3 protein-coding genes are annotated in these 1,473 nt (G+C 60.6%); all 3 read right to left on the minus strand.

Annotation, left to right across the window (positions count from 1 at the left end; all coding sequences use genetic code 11):
• Window positions 1-205: hypothetical protein (locus ACIQ2D_RS21940; RefSeq protein WP_402867412.1), on the minus strand; the 205-nt coding region annotated here is incomplete at its 3' end.
• A 116-nt stretch (window positions 206-321) separates the two neighbouring features.
• Entirely contained in the window at window positions 322-633 is a 312-nt protein-coding gene (locus tag ACIQ2D_RS21945; RefSeq protein WP_003941809.1) for a hypothetical protein, read from the minus strand.
• Between the two features lie 482 nt (window positions 634-1,115).
• Window positions 1,116-1,473: HNH endonuclease family protein (locus ACIQ2D_RS21950; protein ID WP_402867413.1), on the minus strand; the 358-nt coding region annotated here is incomplete at its 5' end.

Here is a 1,473-nt window from a genome sequence, read left to right on the forward strand (position 1 = left end):
GGCGGATCACTTGGATGTCTCCGGCGATCAGCTCGCGCATCCGATCTGCGATGTCGCTGTCGTCTTCGTAACCGCTGCAGAAGATTCTGTCGTCCGGGCCGCGTACGCCGCGCTCGGTGTCGAGGATCGTGTAGTACGGGACCCTGCGGAGGTTGAAGGGGCTGGTAAGGATCGCGAACCTGCCATCGCCGGATGTTGCTCGCACCCTCCACCATCGCCGGGACTCCGCGAATTGCACGCGGTGCCCCATTTCGAGCGCGGTTGCAGCGACCGAGAGTGATGAGCAGGGTGCGATTCGGTCGCCAACACTCGATTCATTGCTCACGACTGCGCCTCAGAGGACGTAGTGGGTAGGACATCAGGTGGAAGGGCGGCGAGTGCGGCGTGGATCTGTGCGGCGCGTTGGAGGGTGCCGCGGATGCCTTCGGGGTACGCAAATCCACGGGCGTCAAACGGGTCGGGTTGCAACGCAAGGATGGACACGCGCTCGGCGAGCGCGGCGTGCTCACTGCAGGTAAGGGATTTGAAGCGGCCCGGCGCCGGAATATCCCGCAGGGCGGATTCGAGGTGCAGCCAGGTTTCTTGGTTCGAATCCGCGGCGCCCTGTGTGTCTGTGCTGTCGATGCTCGTCATGGCTGAATTCCTTTTTTCCGAGAGGTTGGGATCGTTTCGTGACGGAGATTTCGAGATTGAAGCCGAACAACATCGAGAGTCCGTAAAAGTCGAATGCAGGACACCCGTTGCGCCTTGGGTTCAGGCGATAGGACCGGTGGTGAAGGTCAGGATCTCGGACAAACGGCCGGAGAACACGAGGTAGATGATGATTCCCAGTGCTACCGCACTGACCAGAACCGGGATGAAGGAGCCGAGTCGGATCTCCCCGGTCGACGGCTCCACTGATGCCGTTGCCGACGGCCACGCCGACTGTGATCAACGCGAAGAAGCCGAGAAAGTAGAGCCAGGCGCCGGTCACCACGCCTCCCGTGAGTGCGGCGCCTGCGGCGAAACCTATCGTCGCGATTGCCCGACTGAGGCGGGTTCGTCGTCTGCTTTCAAGGATTTCGTTCGACAAGCGGATGTGATCATCACCATCGGTAGAACTCATCTACTTCTCCTCATTTCTGTGCGCAGGCGGTGCGCGCCGCGCCGGCATCGGCGGAAGTGATCATCAGGTGATATTTCGCGGCCACGGTGAGATATTTGATGGCGTAGTCACAGTGGAATGCAGCGTTGGGGGGAAGCCAGGTGTCGAGGCCTTGATCTGACTTCGATTGGTTTGCTTTGCCTTGGGAGGCAAGCAAGTTGACGTCCGTGTCGTTGGCGAAGTTCACCCTTTGCTGCGGAGTCCAATTCGCTGCCCCCGCATCCCAGGCTCTCGAAAGTGCCACGACATGGTCGATCTGAATAGCCGAAGGATTGGACGTGGAGAACGCGATATCGGTTCCGGTGTACGGGTCGTGAAGCGTGCCGGCG

It is taken from the genome of Lysinibacillus sp. NPDC097287 (assembly GCF_044761695.1).
Taxonomy (GTDB): Bacteria; Bacillota; Bacilli; order Bacillales_A; family Planococcaceae; genus Lysinibacillus.